This window comes from Microbulbifer mixtoriginis (SeqCode) (assembly GCF_052467515.1).
In genome coordinates, this window is sequence record NZ_CP174314.1 from 4,406,126 (window position 1) to 4,427,178 (window position 21,053).

Consider the following 21,053-nt stretch of genomic DNA (forward strand, 5'->3'; position numbering starts at 1 on the left):
TTACACCTCCTCTCGGGTCGGCTCTTTGATGTCTTCGCCATCCAGCCAGTCGACCTTGTTCATTTTTCTCACCACCACAAACTCGTCCCGGTTACAGCCCACAGTGCCGTAGTAGTTAAAGCCGTAGGACTGCTGGGCGTAGCCGCCGATCATATGGGTGGGTTTCATCACCGCGCGGGTTACGGAGTTGTGGATACCGCCGCGGGTGCCGGTGGTTTCCGCTCCCGGTGTATTCACGATGCGCTCCTGGGCGTGGTACATCATGGCCATGCCGTCTGGCACTCGCTGGGACACCACCGCGCGGGCAGCAATGGCGCCGTTGACGTTGAAGATTTCGATCCAGTCGTTGTCTTCAATACCCGCCAGCTTGGCGTCGTTCTCACTCATCCACACGATGGGGCCACCGCGAGACAGGGTGAGCATCAGCAGGTTGTCGGAGTAGGTACTGTGGATACCCCACTTCTGGTGCGGGGTGATCCAGTTCAGCAGGATCTCCTTGTTGCCATTCGGCTTCTGGTTCAGCACCGGCTGTACGGTTTTCAGGTTGATGGGCGGCTTGTACACACACATGGTCTCGCCGAAGTCGCGCATCCACTCGTGATCCTGGTAGAACTGCTGGCGGCCGGTGATGGTGCGCCAGGGGATCAGCTCATGCACATTGGTGTAGCCGGCGTTGTAGCTCACATGCTCATCTTCCAGGCCGGACCAGGTGGGTGAGGAGATGATCTTGCGGGGCTGCGCCACGATATCGGCGAAGCGGATCTTCTCATCTTCCTTGGGCTTGGCCAGATGGGTGTGATCGCGACCGGTAATCTTGCCCAACGCTTCCCAGGCCTTCACCGCCACCTGGCCGTTGGTTTCAGGAGCCAGAGACAGGATCATCTCTGCGGCATCTACGGCGCTGTCGATACGGGCGCGGCCATCGCGGGCGCTTTCATCCTTCCAGGTGCGGTTGAGCTTCTTGAGGAAGTCCACCTCGTCATCGGTATTCCAGCTGATGCCCTTACCGCCGTTGCCGAGTTTTTCCAGCAATGGGCCGATAGAGGTAAAGCGGTTGTAGGTGTTGGGATAATCGCGCTCCACCTCGATCATGCTCGGCGCGGTAACGCCGGGGATCAGGTCGCACTCGCCCTTCCACCAGGCCTTCACCCCAAAGGGCTGGGCGATTTCGGTGGGGGTATCGTGGTGGATTGGCAGGGTTACCAGATCCTTCTCCACCCCCAGATGGCCGTCGGTGAGTTCGGAGAATTTCTTCGCCACACCTTTGAAGATGTCCCAGTCGCTGCGCGCTTCCCAGGCCGGGTCCACCGCTTTGGTGAGCGGGTGGATAAAGGGGTGCATGTCGGAGGTATTGAGATCGTCCTTCTCATACCAGGTGGCCGTTGGCAGCACGATGTCGGAGTAGAGGCAGGTGGTGGACATACGGAAGTCCAGTGTCACCAGCAGATCGACTTTGCCCTCACTGGGGGTATCGTGCCAGGCTACATCTTCCGGCTTCTTGCCGCCGGCTTCGCCCAGGTCCTTACCCATCAGGCCATGCTTGGTGCCGAGCAGGTGGCGCAGCATGTACTCGTGGCCCTTACCGGAGGAACCCAGCAGGTTGGAGCGCCAAATGAACATATTGCGCGGGTAGTTCTGCGGATTATCTGGGTCCTGGTTGGCGAACTTTAGCGCGCCGCGCTTGAGCTGCTGTACGGTATAATCCTTGGCGGACATACCCGCAGCGGCGGCATCTTTGGTCAGTTGCAGCGGGTTCATACCCAGCTGCGGCGCGGAGGGCAGCCAGCCCATACGCTCGGCGCGGCTGTTGTAATCGATAATGGAAGCCTGCCACTTGCTCTTGTCGGCCAATGGCGAAACCACTTCGTCCATCTCCAACTTCTCGTAGCGCCACTGGCTGGCGTGGTTGTAGAAGAAGGAGGTGCCGTTCATATGGCGCGGCGGACGCTGCCAGTCGAGGCCGAAAGCGAGGGGGGTCCAGCCGGTTTGCGGGCGCAGTTTTTCCTGCCCTACATAGTGGGCCCAGCCACCGCCACTCTGGCCGATACAACCGCACATCATCAACATATTGATGAGGCCACGGTAGTTCATATCCATGTGGTACCAGTGGTTGAGGGCAGCGCCCACAATCACCATGGAGCGTCCACGGGTTTTGTCGGCAGTGTTGGCGAATTCGCGTGCTACCTGGATAACATTCTCGCGGCGACAGCCAGTGATCTTCTCCTGCCAGGCCGGTGTGTAGGGCTTGTCTTCGTCGTAGCTTTGCGCACAGTTCGGATCGTCGAGACCATGCTCGACGCCGTAGTTCGCCAGGGTCAGGTCGTAGACGCTGGCAACTTTGAGCACCTCGCCATCTTTGTTCTGCACAAACTTCACCGGCACCTTGTAGTCGATCACATCGCTGTGGTTGGTGTGCTGGAAGTAGTCGTGCTCGTGGGTCTGGCCACCGAAGTAAGGGAAGGCCACCTGGGCGATTTCATCGGCGCAGTCTTTCAGGCTGAGCTTTAGCTTTACTTCTTCACCTGTGAGGCCGTCACGCTGTTCGATGTTCCACTTGCCGCGCCCGTCTTTCGCTGATGGCTCCCCCCATCGATAACCTACGGAGCCCTGGGGTGACACCAGCTGGCCATCATGGTTGACGGCGATAGTCTTCCACTCTGGGTTGTTGTCCTGGCCGAGGTCATCTGCCAGATCGGAGGCGCGCAGGAAGCGGCCCTGTACTAGCTTGCCCTCGCGCTCTTCCAGGGTCACCAGCATCGGCATATCGGTAGTGGTGCGCACATATTCGGTGAAGTAGGCGCTGGGCTTGTCGACGTGGAATTCTTTCAAAATCACGTGGCCAAAGGCCATCGCCAGAGCGGCATCGGTACCCTGACGCGGTGCCAGCCAGGTGTCGCCAAACTTGGAACACTCGGAGTAATCGGAGGTGATTACGCAGGTCTTGGCGCCCTTGTAACGCACCTCGCTGAGGAAGTGCGCATCCGGGGTACGGGTCTGCGGCACATTGGAGCCCCATACGATCAGGTAGTTGGAGTTGTACCAGTCGGCGGACTCGGGCACGTCGGTCTGCTCGCCCCAAATCTGCGGAGAGGCGGGCGGCAGATCGCAGTACCAGTCGTAGAAGCTCAGGCAGTTGCCGCCAATCAATGACAGGTAGCGGGCACCGGCGGCGTAGGACACCATGGACATGGCGGGAATCGGTGAGAAGCCGGTTACCCGGTCGGGTCCGTATTTTTTGGTGGTGTAGACGTTGGCAGCGGCGATCAGCTCATTGGCTTCATCCCACTTAATCCGCACAAAGCCACCCATTCCCCGGCGTTCTTTGTAGGACTTGGCCTTGGCCGGGTCCTCGACAATACTGGCCCAGGCATCCACCGGATCACTGTGTCTCAACTTGGCTTCGCGCCAGAGTTTTACCAGGCGCTTGCGGATCTTCGGGTACTTAAGGCGGTTGGCCGAGTACATATACCAGGAGTAGCTGGCGCCACGTGGGCAACCTCGGGGCTCATGATTGGGCAGGTCCGGGCGGGTGCGCGGGTAGTCGGTCTGCTGGGTCTCCCAGGTGACCAAGCCGTCTTTGACGTAGATCTTCCAGCTGCAAGAGCCGGTGCAGTTCACCCCGTGGGTGGAGCGTACGATCTTGTCGAACTGCCAGCGGCGACGATAGCCGTCTTCCCAGCTGCGGTCGTCATGGGTCTTTTCCCCGTGTCCACCGGAAAAGGGCTCTTTTTGTTTCTTCAGATATTTCAGTCGGTCCAGGAAATGGCTCATGCGGTACTCCCAGGGCATCGAAATGCGGTTAAAGCATCGGTTTAGCTGGGAATATAAAAGCGCTGTAAAAGAGGATCACCTGACCAAAAAGGGGTAGAAAAGCGCTGAGCTACCCATGAGTAGGTAAGAAAATGGCGCCAGTTGATGGTTGAGGTTGGGCGTAAGTCCCGTAATGACTTAGGCGGTATTTAAAACACAGGCAATAGGTTAAATTTTGTGCAAAACTGGCACTCTTTGGTGGTACTCACAAATTTGAGCGCTTGTAAGCGGCACAATAGAGGCTATCCAACAGCGGCCCGAGATCGAAGTGAACTGATATGTTGAATCGAATCCGACAGTCCATCGTCTATCGAATCGGCACCCTGATGCTGCTCACAGTGTTAGTCGCGCTGAGCTCCATGGTGGCCTCTTACATTATCTCTGACGCCGCGGAAAACGATGCCGCCGCAGTGAACCTGGCCGGTTCCCTGCGCGCTATGAGCTACCGGCTCGCAGCGACAGCACCCTCTGGTGATATGGAAGCCACCGCCACACTATCGAACGAAGTGACTTCGCGCCTGAGCCGTGTATTGAGTATTTCCGACTTCAGTGCCAGCGATAACCTGCGCGCGGCGCGCAACTACCGCAAGGTGATCAGCAGCTGGGAGGAAGAGATTCGACCACTGTTGGAATCCATTGCCGCCGGCCGCACCAGCATGGATTCCCTGCAGTTGGCCACCCACCTGGAACCATTTATTCACGATGTAGACACCCTGGTACTGGACTATCAAACCATCGCCGAGGAAAAAATCAGCCTGCTGCGCCTGGTACAGGTGGCTTCCCTGTTCGCCATAGTGGCGCTTGTTTACCTGTCCCTGTACATACTCCATCGCTCCGTGGAGCAACCGTTGAAGCAACTCATCAGCCGCTCAATGAGCATCGCCCAAGGGAACTTCAACCAAAATCGCCTGGAGATCGACAGCGAAGACGAGTTGGGGGTTCTGGCGCGCACCATCAATTATATGAGCGACGAGATTCACGCAACCCATCGTGACCTGGCCCACCGCGTCGAACAAAAAACCGCTCAATTACAGAAGAGCCACGAGGCACTGGATTTCCAATACCGACTGGCACGGCGTATTAGCGAGGGGCCCCTGGCCGGGTCCGAGCTGGGGCAATGGCTGGGCGAGTTCGCCAATGTCGCCGACTTGAACAACCTGGACCTGTGCCTGATGACACCCGAAGGCGAAGCCCCCTACGAACATCTGGTACAGGGGTTTGGCAACAGCCAGTGCAGCGGCAGTGACTGTCGTGTTTGCGTGAGCACCTGCGGTCCCTCCGATGAGGGAGAGTTCCGCGTGTACCGCTTCCCCCTGGAAGTGGATAAGCGCAATTACGGCGTACTGATGTGTACTCTGCCCAGAGGCAACAGCCTCGATGAGGAACAGCAACAGCGCCTGGCCACCTTTGCCGACAGCGTCACCGCCGCCATTGCCATCAACGAGCGCGAGGCCCAAGAGCGCCGCGTTGCCCTTCTGGATGAGCGCGCGATCATCGCGCGGGAATTGCACGACTCCCTGGCCCAATCGCTGTCCTACCTGAAAATCCAAGTCACTAGGCTCAATCGCGCCAATCGCAGCGAGCAGGTGGATAAGTCCAAGGTGAAGGAGATTATTACCGAGCTAAAAGAGGGATTGGACTCCTCCTATCGCCAGCTGCGCGAACTGCTCACCACCTTCAGGCTGCAGATAGGCCCTGGCGGCCTACGCAATATCCTCGAGCAATCCATCCTCGCCTATCGCGAACAACACCCGCAGATCACTATTTTGCTCGACTATCACCTCAATGAAGTGCCGCTCACTCCCCACGAGGAAATCCATCTGCTGCAGCTGGTACGCGAAGCTACCCAGAATGCCGTATACCACTCTCAGGGCGATATGGTGCAAATCAGCATGATTCAGGCTAATAACCAATCGCTCAATGTGCGCATCCGCGACAACGGTGTGGGTATCAGCAACGCACCGGAAAAACGCAACCACTTCGGTATGTCAATCATGCAGGAGCGCGCCAGTAATCTGAATGGAAAATTGAATATTCAGCGGCGTACGCAGGGGGGCACAGAGGTACAATTTAACTTTATTCCCCTTTATGCCCGGGAGCGGGAATTGGTTTGGAAGGATGCGGGATAATAGCGCCCCATCCTCGATAACAGAGTCACTGGGTACGGATGAGCAATCACTGTATCCAGTATTTTAAATTTAGCGAAAATGCACGTTAATAATTTTTTTCGATAACCCTAATTTTTTTCTGGCTGCATCCTCCCTATACCCATCGCTTCATTTGAAGCCGGATATCCCGTTTCCACGAATTCCTTTATTCCCCAAGATACCCAGTAAAAAATACTGTCTCCAAAATTGGCCCTAAGCGGCCAGAACCAAGCACATATGCTACAAGTAGTTATCGCCAGCCATCCATGATCTACACCATTCTTCATAGTGAATATGAGTGCTATTAAGCGTCTGGCATTAAATTTCTCGTATAGGTAATAACAAGATCGACTCAATATAGAGGAGAGGTTTATGAAACTCAGTTCATTACCCAAAATCGCTTATTTAATAATGGCGATGTTTTTACTGGCCTATTCCACTTTCACCACTGCAGATAACCACAATAAAAAAGAAAAAGACTCACCAACTGCCAAACATGGATCTGGCGAGAAAGCCTGGTCCGATGCCGGAGATGACAAGCGGTTTACCATTTTTAAGGCTGACCTGACCACCGCTAACGAAAATATGCTCGGTAAAAAGGTAAATCCACAAACCCCTAAAGATGCGGGTGGCTTCTTTATTGGCGCCTACAACAACCAGACACATATGCTGAGTTTTATGGTTGGCTACAGCGATCTATCACCCGGTGGGGTAGCCATGTCGCATTTCCATATGCAATGCGCTGGCGATGGCAAAGAGCCGCCTATCTGCAAGCCCGGCAAAGCGAGCGGTCCGATTATCCAAACTATCTGTGGAATGCCGACAAACCCCGGCATGGTTCCCGATTGGCCCAAGACCAAAACCGATAAGGATAAACACGGACTGGAAAAGAAATGCTCCGAGGGCACCAGTGGATTTATTATGGGTAAATGGATGGTGGAAGAGCCTTATCGAAAAGCGCTAATGGATGGAAAGGTCTTTATTAATATGCACAGCAAACTAGACCCCAAGGGTGAAATCTCTGGATTGCTAATGAAAGGTAAATAGCATTCTTGGCAATGCCTTCCAGACCCAGCTTCGATGACCCTATGGAGAACGGTGATGTCCAACTACACTACATCATTTTTTAGCCCAAGCTCCCGGGAAGATGCTTACAAGGCAGTAACCGAAAAAATGTCCCAGTGGTGGACTCCGGTAAGCGCACCCTTCCTAAAGGTCGGCGACATCGCCAAAACCGGTTTCAAAGGTCAATCTTACTGGGTCTTTCGCGCCAAAATATTGAAGCCCGAGAAATTGATTGAGCTTGAATGTACTGAATCCAATATGGTTTCCGATAACGTAGATGACCCCGAGGAGTGGAAAGGCAGTACTCTGCGTTTCGAATTTTCTGAGGAGAATACGGGAACTCTGATTAAATTTACCCATATTGGTCTATCTCCAGAAATGAAATGTTGGGATATGTGTAAAAGTGGCTGGGATTATTACCTGCAGGAAAGTCTTCAGGATTACCTCAAAGATGGGGCCGGCAAGCCAAACAGCTACTAGCGATATAGACGGCCCTATAAGGACAGATTTCACAAAAAATCTGGTGAATTCTGCCGTTACCGTTGCAATAGAATATTAACTTAGGGCAATGAATGCCTAAAGATGTAGGGCATCTCAATGCCCTTTTACCTACTGTTGGCACATATTTTTTCAATTTTTACCGACTACCTCTCGCCACTAACCCTCATCCTCTTACCAAAAACTGATAGCAACACCGATTAACTGACACAAAGAAACCACTATTAGCCATTCGTAAACATGGGACACTGGTGTGGTTTCAGAATGTTATGTAAGCGTTTCGCAGTTTCGATAAGCTCTTTCTCTTGGCCTTTAAGGCCGATCAGCTGTGCTCCGATCGGAAGCCCGTTTCCATCAAATCCTATTGGTAAGGTCACAACTGGATGACCCGTCAGTGAAATCGGCGTTGTAAAGGCTGCCATCGCATCAAAATAATTTACCGGTTGCTCATTGATGTACATAGGGAGGGCGTAATCACGCACACCATTGCGATCGCTGGTTGGTGTCATATGCTTAAAAACCGAAGTCGCCGTAACGGGCAACACCCATACACTGTTATCAGCCAAAAAGGCATCAATAGCACCAGACAATATCTTTTTTTCGTCAATTGCATTGCTAAGGCGGCTTTTATTGTGGCGATAACCAAGCATGACATTCGCGATAAACTCTGGTGAACGGCGCGCACTTGCACGCCCAAGAATGCTGGCAAGAAAACGTACAGGCGCCGACATTAAAGCGCTTGTTTCAAACCCCATAATTTCACCAAATGCGCGACGTGCCCGTTTAAAATCGAAATCTTTTGGTTGAGCCTGTACTACGTGAACCCCAGATTCTTCCCATGCGTTTTTCGCATTTTCAAAACATTTAACGATGCTCTTACAAACTTCAATCCCGCCGCTATCGACACTCCAGTTGACCTTTGGCATTTTAAATTCTTTCTGCCCAACGTCTGGCTGGTTATTCATATGTGTCCATACCAGGTCCAAGTCATCGCAAGTTCTGGCAATCGGCCCTATTCGAGCAAAATGCTTCAGCGGTGCAGCCTCGTTTGGCATAGTCCCATCAATGGGAATGGCATCCTCGCTCGGCAGAAGGCTAAACACACCACAAAATGAGGCGGGGATACGCAAAGACCCACTCAAGTCTGTACCAATATCGACAAAGCTCATCCCCGCCACTATCGCAGCTGCGCCGCCACCACTACTCCCCCCCGGTGTGTATTCTAAATTCCAAGGGTTGTTAGTGGTGCCAAATAGAGTATTACTGCACTGAAAGTCCATCGAGAGGGGCGGGAGATTCGTTTTACCCATAACCTGAGCACCAGCATTGAGCAGTCGTTCCACGGCAGATGCGGTTTGGGTAGGGTGGAACCCCTTGAAACGTTCCGACCCGAATGTGCAGGCCATCCCGTGATAGTAAATTTGATCCTTCAGGGTGATGGGCAAACCCGCCAACGGACGCATGTTACTTGTAGGCTGGTTGTCATTGAGTGTTACAACGGCATTGATCATCGGGTTGAGGCGCTGTATACGTTCTAGCTGGTGGTATATTACCTCTTTGGCCTGGATATCGCCTGCCGACAAGGCTGCACAAATCTGGGTAGCTGAGTATTGATGAAGTTGCATCGCTTAATCCCGAACAATTTTGTTCCGGACGAATTTAGCAAGTAAAGTGGAAACCTGCTGTTCCTATCATGCTTTTCTGAGTGGAATATAAATACGAGTGAGTTGTTTTGCTGGGTCGACGTAGTTCGGTGTTCCCGAATAAGTTTCGAACGGAAATTCATCACGCAGCCTATACGCTGTCTGAGCAAGCCAGTTGCGATAAATCTGGTTCCAAGTTTGGTAGAGGAACTTGTAATCCCCCCAGTGTTCAAAGACCGCCCATGTTCCAGCGTCGAACATGCGCCAATTATAGCTTTTTTTGTTGTTCAGGCGTTCTGAGTAGGCTCCACCGTACCAAACTGTAACGGTATCATCATTGAGCGTCTGGGGGGGGTTAGGAAAACAGCTCATCAAGAATTGATCCGGCGGCACTGCCTCTTTCAGTAGCGCTAAAAAATATGCACCAATATCCAAATCACTCTTGTGGAAAAACTGGCCTTCATAGGTTCCTCTCGACTGTTGAAACCGAAAATAAAATGGTCGTAGAGTGACGATCTCGACTGGCTCAATCACCTGGCGCGGCGGCTGATTGATCAAATAAGGGCGGCCCTGTTGCACACCTGTTTCTGTGGCTTCGGGAGAGTTGCGAAAAGCAGAGGGGCTTATTCCGAACTGTTTTTTGAATGCCCGAGAAAACGCGCTATGGGTTTGAAAACCGCAATTAAGTGCAAGCTGCAGTAAGTTGACGTTTGGAGTGTTGGTGAGTTCCAATGCTGCGGCCTCCAGACGGCGCACCGCAATATAGCGATTCACAGGTTCTCCCATATAGGCAAAAAACAATCGTTGAAAATGAAAAGGCGACAGATGAACATGATTAGCAATATCGGTAATTTTCAAATTTCTATGAAGGTTTTCCTCAATTAACTGCGCTGCTTGAGTTACTTTATTTCTATTTTTATCTAACCTCTTCATCGGATTATTTTAGTTACCCTTGAACCGATTTCTCTCATGAAGAACCTATAACGATAAATGATCAGTATTTATATCTTCGTCCAACTTCTTTTTCTGCACCCATACGTATTAACGTCGACAAAAAATTTTTTTTGGAAAAATCTAAAATTGTTTTTTATTGTAGACACAGCTTTCAAAGCATAATTTGCTTACTCCACTGGTCAACAATAGCGGTGACAATACGATTTAAAAAGCTAAGCTTTTACGGCCTGCACGAATAGTTTTAATAAGAATCGGCATTCCCAGGCATAAGGACAAAGTAAGGGAAGTCCGCGAAATCTGTCTGCAGCCCTTCCCCTGAGCACCGCCTATCTTAGTCACTGCCTAAGTCCTTAAAACTCAAAGCTTACTTGGTAGCTTGCTACCTTAAGCTGTTGGACGCAGCTTCACCAAATCATTAAGCACGCCTTCTAGGCCGCCATAAACTGATATTTTATCGATGCGTGTACTGACTTTCTCTAAGGATTCCAATTCTTTTAGACGCAGTAATGTAGGATTGTTATCCATCATCTTGGCAGTGTTATGCAGGGAACGCATAGCCTGGGTCTCTTCACGACGCTTTATTAAATTCGCTTCAGACTCCTTCTGTGCTTCCACTACCTGATTAAGAATCATCTTCATATCGCCTGGCAAGATAATATCTTTCACTCCGACACTGACAATCTCGATACCGTAAAGCGCTAGTTTTTTATGGATAGCCGTTGCAATAACAATATTCAGTCGATCTTTATCTGCTAATAAGCTATCCAGAGTCTGGGTACCCACCGCTTCACGCAAACTTAGTTGTAATTCACGATAAATATGGTTTTTATAATCACTGAGCTTCAATGCCACCCGCTGTGGATCTGTAATCTTGAAACTGCCACTTAAGTTGATTCGCAGGCTAACTCTATCTTTGGTTAGAATTTCCTGGCCACTCACTTCAATAGTTTGCAGGCGCATATCTATCAATTTCACTGCGATAGAGCGATTGTATTTCCAAAATCCATAGCGACCCGGCTGCAGCGCTTTCTCCAACTTTCCATTGACAACTAAAAGACCCACATGCTCATCGGGAACTTCGTTATAACTTACCGCCTGAGCAGCGATGCGTATTTGGCTTGCACAGGCACCGCGACCGAGAAGCCCCAGTACATTGTCATCAATGGTGTATTCCCTGGAAATATCCACAATACCTACACGAACGGTTTCCCCTCCTTTCCATACGGCCCGGTATGAACCAGGGGGAAGGATATCTACCAGGTTACCATCCCGATAGAAAAGTCCGACTTGTTGATCAGACAATTCGTAGGACTGCAAATATTCACCTAACACTTCGCTATAAGTATTCAGCAGGAATTTTGCTTTAATCGCATCAAAAACCACCTCAGTAATATCATAGGTCTCCACCCGTACATCACCTGAGAGCAGCCAAATACGGTGACGCCCTGGTGGCAGCACCCTTTCAAATCGGCTGCGGCGAAACAGTAGTGCTCGCTCGTTATCAGCCACATTGACAATCTTCCATATTTTAAAGAGAGACTTCATTTCTCCGATCTCTTATCATTTTATTCCTTTAGGGTGGGGCCCACTCGATCTCAGAGTGGCCCAACGCTTATACACAGAGGGTGCAAAATACAGCGGTTCTGCAAAGTTCTTCTTGCACCCATCCTGGGTAACGAAGCCAACATCCTTGGCCAAAATAGAATCAATGCAAATGCTGTAATCCACACGCACAGCGTAAACCCACGCAAGGCGACACTGCCGCCGGCGTGCCTTTATGGCTAGCTATTGCTGCAATTCCCAATAACCGAAACCATAAGGCACTGTAGGCCCCGGATAGATTTCAACAAAGAGGGCTTCTTTGTGGGGACTCGAACCCCAGGCTCTCGCCTTCCCTTAAAGTCGCTTTCCAGGCGACGTGACTTTGACAGGAATCGAACCTGTAACAAACCGATTTAACGGTTGCTCTACCAATTGAGCTACAAAGTAGGCGTTTGAAGATTGCCCCAGTGGGTACACCTACCGCCAGCGTCGGGGGTGCCAGGCCGGCATACAGAACCGACTCCGCTGACTGGAACACAAACATTCAAACTTGCTTGCGGAGAGCCTGCCCTTTAGGCATAACTTCCGACATTCCTCACTATTAAACGCCTTATCCCTGGCCGGTGCTAACTATCCTTTGACACAGACTACCTGCTTGAGGGTGTAAACGATTTCCACCAGGTCTTTTTGTGCTGCCATAACCTTCTCAATAGGTTTGTAGGCCGATGGGGTTTCGTCGATCACACCTTCATCTTTACGGCATTCCACGTCGACAGTAGCCGCGCGATGCTCTTCCAGGGATACCAGTTTTTTCGCCTTGGTGCGGGACATCACCCGCCCGGCACCATGGCTACAACTGCAGAAGCTTTCCTCGTTTCCTAACCCCCGCACAATAAAAGACTTGGCCCCCATACTTCCGGGAATAATGCCCATTTCATCAACACGCGCCCTTACAGCGCCCTTGCGCGTTACCAGTACCTCCTTGCCATAGTGTTGTTCGCGGGAAACGTAATTGTGATGGCAGTTTACCGCCTCCATGCGCGCCTCAAAATCCATACCCAGTGCCTGCTTCACCGCGCCAATAGTGCGTACCATCATGACTTCACGATTGATGCGAGCAAATTCCTGCGCCCACTCCACCGCCCGCACATAGTCATCGAAATGCTCGCTACCCTCGGGGAAATAGGCCAAGTCACTATCGGGCAAGTGGATATGCCAGCGTTCCATATCCCGCTTGGCCTTTTCGATAAAGTAGGTACCAATACGGTTACCCACACCACGAGAGCCACTGTGCAACATCAGCCACACGCTGCCTTGCTCATCCAGGCACATCTCAATAAAGTGATTACCGGTACCAAGCGTTCCCAAGTGATTGATATTATTGGTATTTTTCAAAACTGGGTGTTTCTCTTTCAGCACTTCAAACTGCGCTGCCAACGGCGCCCAGCCGGCAAGTGCATCGTCCGGCGGATTCTCCCAAGCACCCTTATCCCGGCCCCTACCCCGGTGTCGACCAGTGCGGCCGTGAGGTACAGCGCGCTCAATGGCACAGCGGACACCCGCCAGGTTATCTGGCAGCTGTGCCGCGGTGAGGCTGGTGCGGACTGCCATCATGCCACAGCCAATATCCACACCCACGGCTGCGGGGATTACCGCTCCCAGGGTGGGTACCACACTGCCAATGGTGGCGCCTTTGCCCAGATGTACATCGGGCATTGCCGCCACCCACTTGTGGATAAAAGGCAACTGCGAAATATTTTTAAGCTGAGCCCTGGCTTCTTCTTCAAAGGGCACACCTAAGGTCCAGGACTTAATCGGTACCCCACCTGCCTGCATCACTTCATACGGCAATGGTTTCATCTCTCGCTCCTTTAAGAATCTCATGAAACCGCGTTACCACTTCACGCGCTTCTTTTGCCATTGATATAGCGAATTGAGTGCCAACTTTTGCAGAAACTTTTCAAATTTCTGTAACTCATTGTTTTTTATGAATAAATTATTTTATCGGTAGCGTTCTAAGGGAGGGTTAGCCCAGTAAGATGTATAGAAAATCTATCTTTTAAGATAGCTATTTATTATTTTAGATAGTATGAAAACAGTAGCTATCAGTATTCTCGGCACGACTAAAGACCGGCGCGGTACAAGTGACAAGCGTTGGGACAAGTGGCGCCCCAATATCTCTATGTGCCAGCACGATGACCTGCTGATCGATCGGCTGGAGCTCCTTTTCGACAACCACTCGAAAAACCTGGCAGACCAGGTCACTGAGGACATTGCACGTATTTCCCCTGAAACCGACGTGGTTCATCACCGGGTCAACTTCAATGACCCCTGGGATTTCGAGAGTGTGTACAGCAACCTGCTGGATTTCGCCCGCGATTACGCTTTTAAGCCGGATCAGGAGCAATACCTGATACATATCACGACTGGCACCCACGTGGCCCAGATCTGCCTCTACCTGCTCACAGAGGCCGGATACTTCCCTGGGCGCCTGCTGCAAACTTCTCCTGCACAGAAAAACAGTAATTTGCCGGGTCAGTACCAGATTATCGATTTGGATCTATCCAAGTACGACCAGATTGCCTCACGTTTCCAGCGAGAACACCAGGAGGGCACCACCTACCTGAAAGGCGGCATCGAAACCAATAACCAGGCCTTTAACCAGATGATCGAGCAGTTAGAGCAGGTCTCTATTCGCTCCGATGCGCCCATTCTCATTACAGGACCGACGGGGGCAGGAAAATCTCAGCTGGCCCAGCGTGTCTATGAGTTACGCAAACAGCGTGGAAAATTGGAAGGAGGCCTGGTAGCAGTAAACTGCGCCACCCTGCGCGGTGAGAATGCCATGTCGGCCCTATTCGGCCACCGCAAAGGGGCCTTTACCGGTGCCACCACACACCGCCCTGGACTATTAATGGAGGCGGATAAGGGGCTGCTATTTCTGGATGAGATTGGCGAGTTGGGACTGGACGAACAGGCAATGCTACTGCGGGCCATAGAGCAAAAGCGCTTTATGCCCTTTGGCTCAGATAAAGAAGTGAGCAGTCACTTTCAGCTGATCGCTGGCACCAACCGGGATCTAGTACAGCTCAGTCGCGAGGGTAAGTTTCGTGCAGACCTGCTGGCCCGTATCGACTTATGGACCTACCGCCTACCCTCTCTGCGTGAGCGTATTGAAGACCTGGAACCCAATATCGACTTTGAGCTTGAAGCCTTCTCCACAAAGTCTGGCCATTTGGTGAGCTTCAATAAAGCGGCGCGAGAGAGGTACCTGAACTTTGGCCGCTCGGTAGAGGCCAGCTGGTCAGCGAACTTTCGCGATCTTAACGCCAGTATCCTGCGCATGGGCACCCTCGCCGACGGCGGGCGTATCACGACCCAGGTAGTGGAGGAGGAAATTCACAGATTACAGATTAAGTGGCAAAGCCCACAGAGTAAGTCATCACTGCCCTTGGCCCGTATTGAAACGTTGTTGGGCCGTGACCGCATCGAACAGATGGATTACTACGAGCAGATCAAGCTGGCGGGACTGATTCAAGTTTGTGAGGAGTCCAACTCTATGGCGGCGGCCGGGCGCAAATTGTTTCAAGTGAGCCGCACAGCAAAAAAATCCAATAACGACTCTCACCGGATACGCCAACTTTTAGATAAATACGGTCTTAAATTCGACCAACTGAATAAAACATAGAGGTCGCCTAGCACCATTTTTTGTTAGTCTCATTCCTAAACCCTGATGCTGGATCATGGAATGAGATCTATCTACTTTTCCCCGCTTATTTTTTTACTCAGTGCCTGCGAGCCAACTCAGTTTGCAGGCGGAACCGCCTTGCCAGATGGCTCGGTATACAAAGGCGATATGTTAAACGGCCTATTTCATGGGCAGGGCCAACTCGAATGGCCCAATGGAAGCCTTTATCGTGGCAACTTTCGAGAAGGCCGCATGACGGGCGAAGGCGTATTAACCGGAAATGATGGTTGTACTTATGAAGGCGAATTTCTCAATGGGGAGCCCCACGGCAAAGGTCGCTATACCTGCAATGGAACTGTGTGGATAGGCGAATTCCTTGAAGGGGAGCTAAAAAACGGTACGTTAAATTGGGATGACGGTGACATTTATAATGGCGAGTTTTTGGCTTTTGACCCTCATGGCGAAGGCAAACTCAGTACCGATGATGGCAGCCTTTATCAGGGCACTTTTGAAAACGGCTATTTAATACAAGGCAACTACTCGGATAGCGATGGCTATCGTTATACCGGCGGCTTCGAGTACGGCGCATACTCTGGAGAGGGTGAACTCACTCAGCCTGACGGTACTGTGATCCATGCCACATTCAGCTATGGGGAAGCTGAGGGTGAAGGAATACAAATTAGTACGGATGCTGAAGGCAACATTATCGAGAAACCTGGCTATTTCTCCGAAGGTATTTATTACCCTAGCGAAGCTGCTTGGCGCGCACTGGCGAATATACCCGGCGCCCAAGCGGAAACCCGCCTCTACAGTGAGAGTGAACGCTTACGAAACGCTATAAACGCACTGCCCCCACAAAGACCCGGCATCCGTGATATTTACACACTACTAGTAGGTGGTGATGGTACCTCTCCGGTATTTGCAAGGGAGCTGGAGTGGGTGGCAGAACGCCTAGATGAAGCTTTTGATATCGACCAGCGACTGCTGCGCCTTAGTAACGGCGGGGGTTACGGTTTTCCCTTGGCCACTCGAACCAGTATCCAGGAAAGTCTAACAGCTTTAGACCAACTGATGGACCCCAAAGAAGATTTGCTTCTGGTGCACCTTGTAAGCCATGGTGCTCGCAATGGAGACTTCAAAATTGCCGAAGGTGAAATACCACTTAACGACCTATCTCTAAAAGATGGGCAACAGTGGTTAGACAATATTAACGCTCAGCACCAATGGATCATAATTTCGGCTTGCTTTTCCGGACAGTGGATAGGAGCTTTAAATAACCCCAACAGAGTAATCTTTACTTCAGCCGCTGCCGACCGTAGCTCCTTTGGTTGCAGTGACGACTCTCAGCGCACCTGGTTTAGCTCAGCCCTTTACGGTGAGGCCCTTAACCAAGGTGTGGACAATCCTGAAGCCTGGTTTGAAGCTACAAAATTAAAAGTAACCGAAATGGAGCAGGAGCAGGAAATTAGCAGAAGCCGCCACTCCCTGCCCCAGTATTCAGTGGGAGAGGACTTCCTGATGTGGTGGCAGGGGAAAGAGAAAGCAAATTAGACGGGTATTTCTTCGTCAGAAATAAGTTATTTCTTATTAGTTTGGCGGGAAATTTATAAATGTTTCTTCCTGTAAAAAATATTCAGGCTTTATTAGCTAATAAATCTAACAGTAAGCGAAAGGAGGTATCTTTTTGGATTTCGCTAGCTTCTCTACAGAGTTATTACTTATCTTATTTTTCGTTGCTATTGTTGCCGGCCTACTCGATACATTAGCGGGTGGCGGCGGCCTGATAACCGTTCCGGCCTTAATCTTAAGCGGTGTTCCACCACTATCTGCCTTAGGTACCAATAAATTACAAGGCAGTATCGGTACAGCAACAGCCACTTATATTATGATTAAGGGTAAAAAGGTAAGCTGGGATGGGGTTAGGAGGTTGATGCTATCCGCCTTTATTGGAGCAGCTATTGGAACCATAGCCGTACAACTTATCAATACTGACATCTTATCTTTTGTTATCCCTATAGTACTGTTATTTATTGCTATTTACTTTCTGATTTCTCCGGCTATAGCTCAGAATAATGATGAACCAAAACTATCTAGCAAGAAATATCAATATGGGGTAATTCCATTTATTGGATACTACGACGGCATGTTTGGGCCTGGGACTGGGTCATTTTTCACTTTGTCAGGCATTGCTTGCCGAGGACAAGATTTATTGACAGCCACCGCAATGGCAAAGCCTCTTAACTTCTCCACCAACGTAGCCTCTTTATTGGTATTTTTAGTTGCAGGGCAAGTGGTGTGGGTTATAGGTATCCTGATGATGGCTGGACAAGTCATAGGTGCATGGATAGGGTCACACTGCCTTTTTAAAATCAACCCCACCTATTTGAGAGGGGTAGTCGTACTGATGTGTAGCGGAATGCTAATAAAATACGCACACGCTATGGGATGGATAGGTTTTATCTGAAAACAAGCTGCTTTACCGCTTGTATCAATAATTTGCCGGTTATACGCCGGCTTATTCTTGCAATCCCGCTCTAACAATGAAGAGTGGGATTGCAAAATAATATTCTTTAAGAGGCTTTCTGCTCCGCAATAAACCGTTGCATTTGCTCTTCCAACATGGAAAGCGGTAGGGCTCCATTTTTTAGCAGTGCATCGTGGAAAGCACGCAGATCAAATTTTTCTCCCAACTCCTTTTCCGCTTGAGCGCGTAACTGGCGGATCTTAATTTCTCCCATTTTATAAGAGAGGGCTTGGCCCGGCCAGGATATATAACGATCCACTTCTGCGCGTACATTCGCGGGAGATAGCGAGGTATTACTGGAGAGGAAATCGAGCGCCTGCTGGCGAGTCCAGCCCTGAGAGTGAATACCGGTATCGATCACCAAACGTGCCGCACGCCACATTTCATAGCTGAGACGGCCAAAATGTTCATAAGGCGTTGTATATAAGCCCATCTCCTTGCCAAGGCGCTCGGAGTAAAGCGCCCATCCCTCACCAAAAGCGCTTAAGTAAAGTTCTCGGCGGAAGTCCGGCACATTCTCCAGCTCCTGAGACAAAGCACCTTGCAAGTGATGACCGGGTACCGCCTCGTGTAAAGTCAGTGCAGGCAGTTCATATAAGGGGCGCTGATCCAGGCCGTGTGTATTCAGCCAATAGGCCCCACCACGGGTGCCACCGATAGCGGCAGGATTATAGGAGGCCGTGGTGTAGTTGGGCGCGATTTCGCTGGGTACCGGAACGACGCCATAGGGGGTGCGTGGCAGCAGATTAAAGAACTCCGGCAACACATAGTCGATTCGCTTGGAGATATAGGCAGTCTCCTTTAGCAGCTCTTCCGGCGTTTTAGCATAGAACTGGGGGTCCGTACGCAGAAAGTGAGTAAATTCCGCAAAGCTACCTTTAAAACCAGATTCCTTTATTAACGCTTCCATTTCTGCACGAATACGCTTCACCTCGGCCAAACCTGTGCGGTGAATTTCCGCTGGATCCATATCCAAGGTGACGTAATAGCCGATGTTGTAGCGATAGTAATCCTTACCACCACGCAGCTGTTCAGCCCCAAGGGTCTCACTGGCGGCTTTCAGATAATCCCCTTCCAGGAAGTTTGCTACACGGTCAAAAGCCGGAATAGCCACCTGTGCAATAGCTTCTTTGCCGGCATTGCGCAGCCGCTGCTGCTCTTCAGTAGTAATTGCAGCAGGCATTTCCGCAAATGGCTTATACAAGCTGCTTTTAGTTGGGTCTTTATAAACCTGAGCTCGCACCGTAGGGGCTATGCCTTGCACCACTATTTTGGGCAAAACAAAACCTGTGCGAATACCCTCGCGCATATTGGCAATATTCTCATCAAAGAAGCGGCCAAACTCGCGGATACGAGCGATGTAATCCTCATAATCCGCGACGCTGGTCATCGCCAGGCCACTATGCGCATCCAGGGCCGTGCCGAAAAAACTAGAGAAGGTATTGAGCGGTATACGCTTCAAGAATAACTGATTGGCCTCGATGGAATTTTCCAGTACCCAGGCGAGCAACTCCCGATTAACCTTGTCCGAATCCGCTAACTCGCTAGCGTCTATCGTTTGCAAGCGCTGCAGCAATTTTTGCTCGGACTTCAACCGACGTGCTCTATCCTCAGCAGTCACCCCCGGCAACTGACGGTTATAGTCCGACACCCCCATACGTCCCGCAGTAATTGGATCCTCACGCAGACGATACTGCCAGTGGTCTTCGATCACATCCTGGAGCTGTTCTGTTGCCGTTGTGGCCCAAGATACTGGGGTTAGTACACAAGTGGCCAAGATAACGCCAGATAGCCGCTTAAAGTATTTTGCCAGGGCCTTGCCGGATTTCACGCTGCTCTCCATTTAATCGCTAAGTTTATGCTCATCGAAATTGATATTCGTTATGACCGGCCAACCTTAACATGAGTGACACACTGCAAGATTGTTTTCCGTGACTCTGAAACCGAGATAGTTCGTGACTTGAGGACGAGGTGGTTGAAGATTGATTACATAAAAGGGTGTGGATTGAAAGTGCTGTGGGAGCCGCAGTGGCTGCAACTCCCACACTATTGGTGACTAATTAGCCCCTGCGCGCATAAGAGCGAATAGCAAAGCCACCACTCAAACCGGCGGAATACATGGACTGATACCAGAAGGATTGGGTAAACCAATTAAAGAAAGAGGCGCGGGATTCAAACCAGAATTCGCCAAAGTTCGGATCAAAGAAGGCGATGTCTTGCGCTACCCAGGCAGCCATGGTGTGACCGGCGAAAGTGCCATCCAGGCTGATTTTTTTATAGCAGCCCGCTCCGCCCGTTTGGTCGAGAATAATTTCCCGAGCCAAGGCATTGGGAGAGAACAAACCGCTCTGCCCATTGGCTCTGCGCGGATTATTAATACCACGAATCGTATTACCACCACGCCCATTGGGGAAAGCCCCCCCAAAAATATTCTGACTGACAGGATACAGGTTTTGCACCCCCAACCAGGCTTCGGTAATCCGATCCTGATCATCGTGCATGCCTGCCTGTTGTAAGGTCATCACATGATAGAGATGGCGCTCATCGAGCGTGTTATTGGGGTATAACCAGCTCCACAAAGTACCGCCTTCGGAGTGATACTTCATCCAAAAAGCCGAGAGGGATTCACACACACCACCAGCAGTATCTTCATGCACGGTGATCAACCCCTTCACCGGATCGAAGCATTGGCTAAAGTCCTTGACAATTACTCCATTGTATCTGGGCACCGCCTGTTGCACAGGCTGTACACGTGTACCAGTTACGGTAAGAATGGTTTTGTCGACCCAAATAGGCATTTTTATTCTCTCACTTCTACTAGGCAAGAAAAGCGCTTTTAAAATCCCTTTTAAAAATTTCGTGGAATTTTTCTACGCCACTTATCAGATTGGGCCGGCATTGAAGCAGAAAAGTTTCAGCGCCAACAGGAAATAGAAAAGCTTTTTAAATCGACTCTGGCACTCTTTTTCCAGGCCGCATAAATGCTTATTTTGAAGGGAGGTTTTAAGAGGTGCTGACCAAATTTTATTGGCTATAGTGGTATTTTTTTGTTCAACCACTATAAAAACAGGTAGTAGGATTCTAAAAATTGCTGCTGAAATTTTAATTGGTAGGGCTTCCATGCGGAATTACCATTTCTGCTAAGACCATATACAAAACCACCCAGTTTTTTAATTGCTTAA

Annotated in this window: 14 protein-coding genes and 1 tRNA gene; 6 read left to right on the forward strand and 9 right to left on the reverse strand. The window is 50.6% G+C overall.

Annotated elements, in window-relative coordinates; all coding sequences use genetic code 11:
• Entirely contained in the window at window positions 1-3,771 is a 3,771-nt protein-coding gene (locus ACJJIT_RS18985) for a nitrate reductase subunit alpha (protein ID WP_444899343.1), read from the reverse strand.
• Window positions 3,772-4,088: 317 nt separating this feature from the next.
• Between ACJJIT_RS18985 and ACJJIT_RS18990 the strand changes: the two genes are divergently transcribed.
• From ACJJIT_RS18990 to ACJJIT_RS19000, 3 genes are all read left to right on the forward strand, one after another.
• The gene (locus ACJJIT_RS18990) at window positions 4,089-5,939 is read left to right on the forward strand and encodes a histidine kinase (RefSeq protein ID WP_252084093.1); all 1,851 of its coding nucleotides are present in this window, start codon (window positions 4,089-4,091) and stop codon (window positions 5,937-5,939) included.
• A 390-nt stretch (window positions 5,940-6,329) separates the two neighbouring features.
• Window positions 6,330-7,004 (forward strand): CHRD domain-containing protein, encoded by a 675-nt coding sequence (locus ACJJIT_RS18995; protein ID WP_444899344.1) that lies wholly within the window; start codon window positions 6,330-6,332, stop codon window positions 7,002-7,004.
• Between the two features lie 54 nt (window positions 7,005-7,058).
• Window positions 7,059-7,502, forward strand: coding sequence for an SRPBCC family protein (locus ACJJIT_RS19000; protein WP_252084091.1), 444 nt, complete (start codon window positions 7,059-7,061; stop codon window positions 7,500-7,502).
• Between the two features lie 242 nt (window positions 7,503-7,744).
• On the opposite strand, the gene ACJJIT_RS19005 is transcribed toward ACJJIT_RS19000, so the two are convergent.
• The 5 genes from ACJJIT_RS19005 to ACJJIT_RS19025 form a co-directional block, all read right to left on the reverse strand.
• Entirely contained in the window at window positions 7,745-9,145 is a 1,401-nt protein-coding gene (locus tag ACJJIT_RS19005; protein ID WP_444899345.1) for an amidase, read from the reverse strand.
• A 66-nt stretch (window positions 9,146-9,211) separates the two neighbouring features.
• A complete protein-coding gene (locus ACJJIT_RS19010; protein WP_444899346.1) occupies window positions 9,212-10,096 on the reverse strand; it encodes a helix-turn-helix domain-containing protein in 885 nt (294 codons plus the stop codon).
• 405 nt (window positions 10,097-10,501) lie between these two features.
• Window positions 10,502-11,662, reverse strand: coding sequence for a slipin family protein (locus tag ACJJIT_RS19015; protein WP_444899347.1), 1,161 nt, complete (start codon window positions 11,660-11,662; stop codon window positions 10,502-10,504).
• 374 nt (window positions 11,663-12,036) lie between these two features.
• Window positions 12,037-12,105: transfer RNA gene (locus ACJJIT_RS19020), tRNA-OTHER, on the reverse strand.
• Window positions 12,106-12,289: 184 nt separating this feature from the next.
• Window positions 12,290-13,519, reverse strand: coding sequence for an RtcB family protein (locus ACJJIT_RS19025; protein WP_444899348.1), 1,230 nt, complete (start codon window positions 13,517-13,519; stop codon window positions 12,290-12,292).
• Window positions 13,520-13,748: 229 nt separating this feature from the next.
• Here ACJJIT_RS19025 and rtcR point away from each other — a divergent pair, with 229 nt between their 5' ends.
• The 3 genes from rtcR to ACJJIT_RS19040 all read left to right on the forward strand — a co-directional run bounded on the left by rtcR (window position 13,749) and on the right by ACJJIT_RS19040 (window position 17,811).
• Window positions 13,749-15,347, forward strand: coding sequence for an RNA repair transcriptional activator RtcR (gene rtcR / locus ACJJIT_RS19030; RefSeq protein WP_444899349.1), 1,599 nt, complete (start codon window positions 13,749-13,751; stop codon window positions 15,345-15,347).
• 60 nt (window positions 15,348-15,407) lie between these two features.
• On the forward strand, window positions 15,408-16,898 hold the full coding sequence (locus ACJJIT_RS19035) for a C13 family peptidase (RefSeq protein WP_444899350.1): 1,491 nt from the start codon (window positions 15,408-15,410) through the stop codon (window positions 16,896-16,898).
• Window positions 16,899-17,031: 133 nt separating this feature from the next.
• Window positions 17,032-17,811 (forward strand): TSUP family transporter, encoded by a 780-nt coding sequence (locus tag ACJJIT_RS19040; protein WP_444899351.1) that lies wholly within the window; start codon window positions 17,032-17,034, stop codon window positions 17,809-17,811.
• A gap of 106 nt (window positions 17,812-17,917) precedes the next feature.
• On the opposite strand, the gene ACJJIT_RS19045 is transcribed toward ACJJIT_RS19040, so the two are convergent.
• The 3 genes from ACJJIT_RS19045 to ACJJIT_RS19055 form a co-directional block, all read right to left on the reverse strand.
• Window positions 17,918-19,702 carry a DUF885 domain-containing protein gene (locus ACJJIT_RS19045; RefSeq protein ID WP_444899352.1) on the reverse strand — a complete coding sequence of 595 codons (1,785 nt, stop codon included), beginning with the start codon at window positions 19,700-19,702 and terminating at the stop codon, window positions 17,918-17,920.
• A gap of 229 nt (window positions 19,703-19,931) precedes the next feature.
• On the reverse strand, window positions 19,932-20,669 hold the full coding sequence (locus tag ACJJIT_RS19050) for a YopT-type cysteine protease domain-containing protein (RefSeq protein ID WP_444899353.1): 738 nt from the start codon (window positions 20,667-20,669) through the stop codon (window positions 19,932-19,934).
• Window positions 20,670-20,753: 84 nt separating this feature from the next.
• The gene (locus ACJJIT_RS19055; protein WP_444899354.1) at window positions 20,754-20,993 is read right to left on the reverse strand and encodes a hypothetical protein; all 240 of its coding nucleotides are present in this window, start codon (window positions 20,991-20,993) and stop codon (window positions 20,754-20,756) included.
• Between the last annotated feature and the right edge of the window lie 60 nt (window positions 20,994-21,053).

What these genes read in the sequence shown, in the direction of transcription:
- ACJJIT_RS19000 (WP_252084091.1), top strand. Translation starts at nt 7,059, where the DNA reads ATGTCCAACTACACTACATCATTTTTTAGCCCAAGCTCCCGGGAAGAT.
- ACJJIT_RS18995 (WP_444899344.1), top strand. Translation starts at nt 6,330, where the DNA reads ATGAAACTCAGTTCATTACCCAAAATCGCTTATTTAATAATGGCGATG.
- ACJJIT_RS19025 (WP_444899348.1), bottom strand. Translation starts at nt 13,519, where the DNA reads ATGAAACCATTGCCGTATGAAGTGATGCAGGCAGGTGGGGTACCGATT.
- ACJJIT_RS19010 (WP_444899346.1), bottom strand. Translation starts at nt 10,096, where the DNA reads ATGAAGAGGTTAGATAAAAATAGAAATAAAGTAACTCAAGCAGCGCAG.
- ACJJIT_RS19015 (WP_444899347.1), bottom strand. Translation starts at nt 11,662, where the DNA reads ATGAAGTCTCTCTTTAAAATATGGAAGATTGTCAATGTGGCTGATAAC.
- ACJJIT_RS19055 (WP_444899354.1), bottom strand. Translation starts at nt 20,993, where the DNA reads ATGGAAGCCCTACCAATTAAAATTTCAGCAGCAATTTTTAGAATCCTA.
- rtcR (WP_444899349.1), top strand. Translation starts at nt 13,749, where the DNA reads ATGAAAACAGTAGCTATCAGTATTCTCGGCACGACTAAAGACCGGCGC.
- ACJJIT_RS19035 (WP_444899350.1), top strand. Translation starts at nt 15,408, where the DNA reads ATGAGATCTATCTACTTTTCCCCGCTTATTTTTTTACTCAGTGCCTGC.
- ACJJIT_RS18985 (WP_444899343.1), bottom strand. Translation starts at nt 3,771, where the DNA reads ATGAGCCATTTCCTGGACCGACTGAAATATCTGAAGAAACAAAAAGAG.
- ACJJIT_RS19050 (WP_444899353.1), bottom strand. Translation starts at nt 20,669, where the DNA reads ATGCCTATTTGGGTCGACAAAACCATTCTTACCGTAACTGGTACACGT.
- ACJJIT_RS19005 (WP_444899345.1), bottom strand. Translation starts at nt 9,145, where the DNA reads ATGCAACTTCATCAATACTCAGCTACCCAGATTTGTGCAGCCTTGTCG.
- ACJJIT_RS18990 (WP_252084093.1), top strand. Translation starts at nt 4,089, where the DNA reads ATGTTGAATCGAATCCGACAGTCCATCGTCTATCGAATCGGCACCCTG.